The 6453-nt window shown below is 44.3% G+C and carries 6 protein-coding genes and 2 tRNA genes; 7 read left to right on the forward strand and 1 reads right to left on the reverse strand.

Translation table 11 applies throughout. From position 1 onward, the window contains the following. The coding region (locus HMPREF3208_RS06840) for an LPXTG cell wall anchor domain-containing protein (protein WP_230953025.1) at nucleotides 1-843 on the forward strand (843 nt) is incomplete at its 5' end. 664 nt (nucleotides 844-1507) lie between these two features. Here the strand turns inward: HMPREF3208_RS06840 and HMPREF3208_RS00160 are convergent. Further along, a complete protein-coding gene (locus tag HMPREF3208_RS00160; protein ID WP_016636848.1) occupies nucleotides 1508-1855 on the reverse strand; it encodes a phenylpyruvate tautomerase MIF-related protein in 348 nt (115 codons plus the stop codon). A 109-nt stretch (nucleotides 1856-1964) separates the two neighbouring features. On the opposite strand from HMPREF3208_RS00160, the gene HMPREF3208_RS00165 reads away from it, so the two are divergent. From HMPREF3208_RS00165 to HMPREF3208_RS00190, 6 genes are all read left to right on the forward strand, one after another. Further along, nucleotides 1965-2474, forward strand: a complete 510-nt coding sequence (locus HMPREF3208_RS00165; RefSeq protein ID WP_032814082.1) for a GtrA family protein — start codon at nucleotides 1965-1967, stop codon at nucleotides 2472-2474. Between the two features lie 15 nt (nucleotides 2475-2489). Further along, entirely contained in the window at nucleotides 2490-3206 is a 717-nt protein-coding gene (locus HMPREF3208_RS00170; RefSeq protein WP_016636846.1) for a histidine phosphatase family protein, read from the forward strand. Between the two features lie 102 nt (nucleotides 3207-3308). Next, nucleotides 3309-4274: a hypothetical protein gene (locus tag HMPREF3208_RS00175; RefSeq protein WP_032814079.1), complete on the forward strand. Its 966-nt coding sequence runs from the start codon at nucleotides 3309-3311 to the stop codon at nucleotides 4272-4274. Between the two features lie 58 nt (nucleotides 4275-4332). Continuing rightward, nucleotides 4333-5895: a glutamate--tRNA ligase gene (gene gltX / locus HMPREF3208_RS00180; protein ID WP_155639935.1), complete on the forward strand. Its 1563-nt coding sequence runs from the start codon at nucleotides 4333-4335 to the stop codon at nucleotides 5893-5895. A 276-nt stretch (nucleotides 5896-6171) separates the two neighbouring features. After that, nucleotides 6172-6244, forward strand: a tRNA-Glu gene (locus HMPREF3208_RS00185). A gap of 41 nt (nucleotides 6245-6285) precedes the next feature. Next, nucleotides 6286-6357, forward strand: a tRNA-Gln gene (locus HMPREF3208_RS00190). Nucleotides 6358-6453: the final 96 nt, after the last annotated feature.

Raw genomic sequence — 6453 nt, forward strand, 5'->3', positions numbered from 1 at the left:
CTAGTAAACGATGGAAAGCCTGTTAAGTTAACGAGAGGAAACTTGACTACAGTTACAGATGCGCTACAGGTGAAGGCAAAAGAATCTAGTTCAGAACATGGCGAAAGTGGTGGTTCTGGTTCTTCTGGTTCTACTGGTGGTTCAGGTTCTTCTGGCTCTGCTGGTGGTTCTGGTTCACTGCCATCGCCCGGCTCACTCCCTGGTGGCGCAGGCACTGGTGTGAACGATGATGCGCCTACTACTGTGGATAAGGGCGAGTTGAGCATTCAGATTGATAGTGCTGAAAGTGATTCTAAGCCTGGCAATGCTGGAGCTGGTGACGCAAACGCCGTTGAAAATGCTCCAGAAGTTAAGCAGGCGGATGCGGCTGTTAAGCAGGCGGCTGATATGTTAGATGATGCTTTGGCGCAGGCTAAGCGCGTCGCGACTAATCCAAATGCAACGCAGGCTCAGGTGGATGCTGCTGTACGCAGGCTTGTGGAGGCTCGTAGGGTGCTTGCGGATGCTAAAGCTAACGCAGCTAACGTTCGTGCAGCTGTTAGAATCCGCGTTATAAAGGGAATGCGCTCTCGTGGAGGCACTGGCACTACGGGCACATCCAATGCAGGTGTTGACAACAATGCTGTAAACAACGCCGTTGAAAATGATCCAGAAGTTAAGCAGTCACAGCATAAGCTGCAGCTTAAGACATCAGCTCTTAAGGCGCAGTCTGAAAAGCGTATTGGTATGATTCCTAAGACAGGCGAATCAGCATCGTTTGCAGTCTTGCTTGCAGTGCTTGGCTTCTCGATTGCGGGGCTTGCAATTTTTTGCAAGAAGAAAATGATGGAAGGAAACAAATAAGTAGGCACTGCCTGTTTTAAGTAACTAGCATTGTTTATTGGAAGGTGGCTCTAGCGATATGTTAGAGCCATCTTTTTGTATGCTATCTTGTGAGTGTTATTTGAGATATTATTTCTTATTTTCAATAAGAAATAATATGATGCTGCGAGCTAAGGTTTCAGGATTCCTATAAAATGTTTCAGAGTTCAAGGGCAAGGTTTCATTGTATCCAACACGTGATGAAACTATAGATAACTTATAACACGGGAAGCAAAGGGATTTGCTATTCAGATTTATACTGAAGACTTTAAAAGTGACTATATAAGTCTTATGGATATTGCTAAGTATAAAAATAATGATGATCCTAGATTTGTTATACAAAACTGGATGAGAAACAGAAATACTTGGAATATATAGGTTTATGGGAAGTTTTGAATAATCCAGATTTTAACCGTGTGCAATTCGACACGTTTAGAAATGAAGTAGGACTTAATAGATTTATTATGACACCGCAAAAATTTTAATTACGCAAGCGGATGTTTTGCAAAGCAACATTCGTTTGTAAAGCAAAAGCCTACCGTCTTGTTTGCGGTAGGCTTTTGGTTAGGTTGTGATGTGATTATTTGTGAGTTGCGGCTTGTTACACGCGACTTGCGACGTGCGACTTGCGACGTGCGACTTGCGATTAGAAGTTGCCGCCGTTCCAACCCCAGTCGGTGGTTGCAGTGTAACGAATGTAAGTGCGGTCTTGAGGTACGCCAAGCTCGCGCTCCAAAGCTGCCATAATCTGCTCAGTCAACTTTTCCCAAGCCGAACCAGGCACGCTGGAACCAAACACATTCACCTCAACGTAAGCTGCAGGCTTGGAATTATCTCCTGCAAAATAAATCGGCATATTATCTTCGAATGGGCACATAAGCCAATGCTCACTTTTGCCTGGAACTGCGCTAATCGCCTTGCCGTAAGCAGCTTTTAATGCGTCGCGCTGGGCAGGTGTTGTGCTTACAGAAACATGAGTATGAATAACTGGCATAATCGCTCCTTTGCTAAATTTAGTAAGTTTTATTACTCCACAATATTACTTCCAATATTACGTAACAATTATATGTTAATTGTTAGCCGTCGCGTGTTTAATGGAATGTATGAAAAAGCTTATTGAACAGGTTGTGAAATTCGGTATTGTCGGCATTATTGCGTTGATTATTGACGTCGCGCTGCTGAATTTGTTGCTGCTTGTGCACGTAAATAACGTGGTTGCTGGCACTATTTCGTTTATTATTTCGCTTATTTTTAACTATATTGCCAGTATGAAATACGTGTTTAAGCACCGCGAAGACATGGCTCGTTGGATGGAATTGCTGATTTTTGTTATTTCCGCGGTTATTGGCTTGCTTATTAACGATGTGATTATTTGGGCGAGTACTTTGGGAATGACAGCAGCTATGAGCAAAACTGCAATATACGTGCTTAGAACGAATATTGGTAAGTTAATTGCGACGGTTGTTGTGGCAGTATGGAATTTTGTGATTCGCAAGTGGCTGCTTGATGACACTAAGTCTAAGCAGCCTGATTATGTTGCCGAAAAAGATACGAGTTTTGCACATCGCCTAGGGCAGTGGTCGCTACATCATACGCCAAAAGGTTGGAAGTAAAAGTAGGAGTTAGGAATGCTGGCTACAACAATTCATTTTGTGCGTCATGGGGAAGTAGATAATCCGAATCATGTGCTGTACGAGCGCTTGCCAGGCTTTCATCTTTCTGCGCGAGGTGTGCGGATGGCAAGAGCTACAGCGCAATATATTGCAACAGTTCCGCAAATGCGAGGAATTAGCGCAATTTACTCGTCGCCTCTTGATCGCACTCGCGAAACAGCGCGCGAAATTGAGGATGCTTTGCGTGATATCACAAATTCTTACTATGTAAAAGCGCACTGCGGTGAGGATTCTGAGCAATCTTCTTCGCAATCTTCGGTTCAGTCTCATGAAAGCGACATTATTTTAGATAAGCGCTTGATTGAAGCTGGTAATAATTTCCGTGGAAAACGCATTGGCTACGGAGAGGGCGCACTTTGGAAGAATAATAACTGGAAGCTTGTTGCAAATTTGTGGAAGCCGAGTTGGGGAGAATCCTACAAAAGCATCGCCGCTCGCGTTGGTGATTTTGCGCGCGAGCAGGTTCGTAAGCACCCTGGCGAGCAAATCGTTGCAGTCACTCACGAATCGCCGATTTGGTCTTATCGCCACCTGCTAGAAACTGGTCATGCTGAGCATAATATGCTTCTTAGGCACACGGCATTGGCATCAATTACTTCTATTACTTACGATTGCAAGACTTTGCGCGTGCTTTCTATTACGTATGTAGATCCTGCTGCGAATGTTCAATAAGTTGTGAAGTAAACTCATTATTTCGGCGAATGGAAGCTATGTAATGAGCTTATTAAATAAGTTTGTAATACCATATTTTGTGTGATGCAAAGGAGTATCGGAATGGTGAATGGTTCTGAATGTGCTAAATATACGGAATGTGTATCAATGCTACGCAATGCTTCTCAAACTGCAGCTGACTTAACGGAATTATGGCCTCTTAGCGAAGCTCGTCATCTTGATAATGATGCAAAATATGCTGAAAATCTGGAAGTGCGCTCAATGTTAGCGATAGCGCGAATACTTACAAATCTTGACGTTACTGTGCCGGACGCTGAGTTTGTGTATGAAGGCGCAGACGAAATCCCTGGTCGTCCGCAAGAAATTGTGGATGCTTTGCTTGCGGCTGCGGACGCCTACGATGAAATGGATTCGTGCTATGAGCCTCATTACAACGAAGCGGAAGCAGAAATTTTAGAAAACAATGCAAATAATATAGAAACCATTTTTAATGAACTTTACTCGCACGCCTCTGAAGATGCCGATGCAATTAATAGCGCTGCAGATACGTTGGGAGTGCAAGGAAATTGGGTTGCTGAAGATTTGCAAAACGCTATCGAATACGCAAAAAAGCAATCCTTTGAATACAAAGAATCTGTAGAGTCGCAAAAAATTATGCTGATTTTGTGTATTCTTATCAAGCTAGTTGCAAAAGCTAGCGATATTTATGAAACTTTACCAATTTTCCTTTATATCAACGAGGTGTGTGAGTGCGCTGGTGTGCCTCGCATGATGTTTAAAGATACTCAGTGGCGTGAGCTTGTTGATTGCGTGCGCAATTTGCAAGTAGATTGCAGTGAAAGTAATAAAAATAGCGAAAGTAACGAAAATAGTATTAGCGCGATAATTAATTTTGCGTCGCCTTTGTTAGCTGCGGAGTGGAAAAAGCATCGTGAAGATGTGCTGTGGGATCCTGAAGAGGCTAAAAAGCGTGCAAAAGAAGAAGACGATCGCAAATCTCGTGAAGCGCTAGCGGCTAAGTTTGCGCATGTTGAAGGCAATAAGGAATCAACTCAAACTTTAGATTAGCATTGTTGATAGGTTGATGTTCACCTGTACATACGGCACGTCCGTAACGCGCGGCACAATGGAACCTATGACTGATATCGAGGAAACTCAAGAAGTTGCTAATAATGCAACAAAATCCGCAAAGCCTGAACTTCCAAAAAATGTTCGTGTGCGTTTTTGCCCTTCGCCAACCGGCACGCCTCACGTGGGTATGGTTCGTACCGCGCTGTTTAACTGGGCTGAGGCTCGCCATACTCATGGCAAATTGCTGTTCCGTATTGAAGATACCGACAATGAGCGTGATAGCGAGGAAAGCTACCAGCAGATTATTGAGGCTCTTCGTTGGCTTAATATCGATTGGGACGAAGGTATTGACGTTGGTGGAGATAATGGTCCATATCGCCAGTCCCAGCGCATGGAGATTTATAAGGACGTAGCGAAAAAGCTTTTTGATGCAGGATATGCCTACGAATCCTTCTCTACTCCAGAAGAAATTAAGGAACGTAACGTTGCTGCAGGTCGTCCAGCTGAGTTTGGTTACGATGGATACGATCGCAATCTTACTGAAGAACAGAAGCAAGCTTTTCGCGACGAAGGTCGCAAACCTGCGCTTCGTTTGAAGATGCCAAATGAAGACATTACTTTTAACGATTTGATTCGTGGTGAGATTACTTTTAAAGCTGGATCTGTTCCAGATTATGTGATTGTGCGCCCGAATGGTGATCCGCTGTACACGCTTACAAATCCTGTTGATGACGCGTTGATGGATGTGAACGTGGTTTTGCGCGGTGAGGATATTTTGAGCTCTACGCCTCGTCAGATTGTGCTGTACCGTTACCTTATGGAAATGGGTATTGCTAAGGAAACTCCACTTTACGGTCATATGCCTTACGTTATGGGCGAAGGTAAGAAGAAGCTTTCTAAGCGAGATCCAGAGTCCAACTTGTTCTTGCATAGAGATAACGGCTTTATTCCAGAAGGCTTGTTGAATTACTTGGCTTTGCTTGGATGGTCTATTGCGCCTGATCGTGACGTGTTCACTATGGACGAGATGGTTGAAAAGTTCGATGTGCGAGACGTTAAGGCAAATCCTGCGCACTTTGACTTGGATAAAGCAATTTCGATTAACGCTGAGCATATTCGCATGCTTGAGCCTCAAGATTTCTTGAACCGTTCCGTGCCTTACTTGCATAAGGATGGTGTAGTTAGCGCGGATTCTTGGGATGCGTTGACTGATCGCGAGCGTGAGGTGCTTAGCGCTGCAGCTCCTCTTGTACAGCCTCGCGTGCGTTTGCTTGGTGAGGTTGCTGGAATGGTTGGTAGCCTGTTAAGCGAAGATGGCTACATTGCGCCAGATGACGACGCTCGTAAGCAGTTGAAGGAATCTGCAGGCGAGGTTCTTGACGCCGCAATCGCTGCTCTGCAGGGCGTTGATGCTTCTAATTGGCATACTGATTCTTTGCATGAGCTTTTGAACAAGAAGCTTGTTGAGGAAGCTGGTTACAAGCCGCGCTTGGCATTTGGTCCTGTGCGAGTTGCACTTTCTGGTCGTCGCGTTTCTCCGCCACTGTTTGAGTCCATGGAAATCGTGGGCAAAGATGTGACTTTGGCGCGTTTGTCCGGCTTGCGTGAGCATTTGTAAATCGCAAATAATGTATAAGCGCAAATAAAATCTGAATAAGGCGAGAACTTGGCAATATAGCTACGTTTTCGCCTTTTTCTTTAGTTTATTTGACAGTGTAGTGTGTATTTATTTTGATTAATGAGTTGTATTTGTTGTCAACACATAATGTCTTAAAAGAATTGGTGCGCGTGTATGAAACTGTACATTATTTTTTTCAACACGCCGCTCTTGCTTATTATCCTTTTATGTTGTAGAGTTGACGTTTGTTGCGTCAAGAGCGTAGCAATAAATGAAGCCCCCGTCGTCTAGCGGTCTAGGACTACGCCCTCTCACGGCGCCAACACCGGTTCAAATCCGGTCGGGGGTACGAAAGACGGAACGGTTCCAAGAGCCGCGAAGCCTGCCAATTGGGGTATGGTGTAATTGGCAACACAGGTGATTCTGGTTCATCCATTCTTGGTTCGAGTCCAGGTACCCCAGCGAATAGCTCTCGTAAGTCGAGAGCTTTTTTTGTTACTTATCTGCAGTTTACTTACCTGCATTTTGGGGTTATAGGCCAAAAAGTGTGTAAAACTA

The sequence above is a fragment of the Gardnerella vaginalis genome (assembly GCF_001546485.1).
In the GTDB taxonomy this organism is placed as follows: Bacteria; Actinomycetota; Actinomycetes; order Actinomycetales; family Bifidobacteriaceae; genus Bifidobacterium; species Bifidobacterium vaginale_D.

Coding starts and splice junctions, on each gene's coding strand:
- HMPREF3208_RS00160 (WP_016636848.1), bottom strand. CDS start 1,855: ATGCCAGTTATTCATACTCATGTTTCTGTAAGCACAACACCTGCCCAG.
- HMPREF3208_RS00165 (WP_032814082.1), top strand. CDS start 1,965: ATGAAAAAGCTTATTGAACAGGTTGTGAAATTCGGTATTGTCGGCATT.
- HMPREF3208_RS00170 (WP_016636846.1), top strand. CDS start 2,490: ATGCTGGCTACAACAATTCATTTTGTGCGTCATGGGGAAGTAGATAAT.
- HMPREF3208_RS00175 (WP_032814079.1), top strand. CDS start 3,309: ATGGTGAATGGTTCTGAATGTGCTAAATATACGGAATGTGTATCAATG.
- gltX (WP_155639935.1), top strand. CDS start 4,333: ATGGAACCTATGACTGATATCGAGGAAACTCAAGAAGTTGCTAATAAT.